1 protein-coding gene is annotated in these 319 nt (G+C 72.1%); it reads left to right on the plus strand.

The genetic code is table 11. The features are described 5' to 3' along the window. On the plus strand, nt 1-319 hold a 319-nt coding region (locus tag IG99_RS43785), incomplete at both ends, for a hypothetical protein (RefSeq protein WP_037684635.1).

The following is a 319-nucleotide window of genomic DNA, read 5'->3' on the forward strand; positions in this document are numbered from 1 at the left end:
CCGCACCGTCGGGTGGGCCGGCCGGTACGTCGACGAGCTACGCCAGCTCGGCACCGGCATCGTCTACGGCGACGACGGATACCAGGGCGAGCGGCTGCCCACCCAGTGGGCGATGACCGCCGACGTCGTCGGCGCGCTGGGCCGGATGGTGCCGGCACCGGTCGAGCACCTGTACTGCGACAACAGCGTGTTGGACCTGGGGCGGGCTGCCGGCTGCATCCGGTACCTGCCGGACGTGCTCGTCGAGCACATGCACCCGGTCGCCGGGAAGGCGGCCGACGACGACCAGTACCGGCGGGTCAACAGCAGCGCCCAGTAC

Origin of the sequence: Streptomyces griseus subsp. griseus (assembly GCF_000720255.1) — a bacterium.
Classification (GTDB): domain Bacteria; phylum Actinomycetota; class Actinomycetes; order Streptomycetales; family Streptomycetaceae; genus Streptomyces; species Streptomyces griseus_I.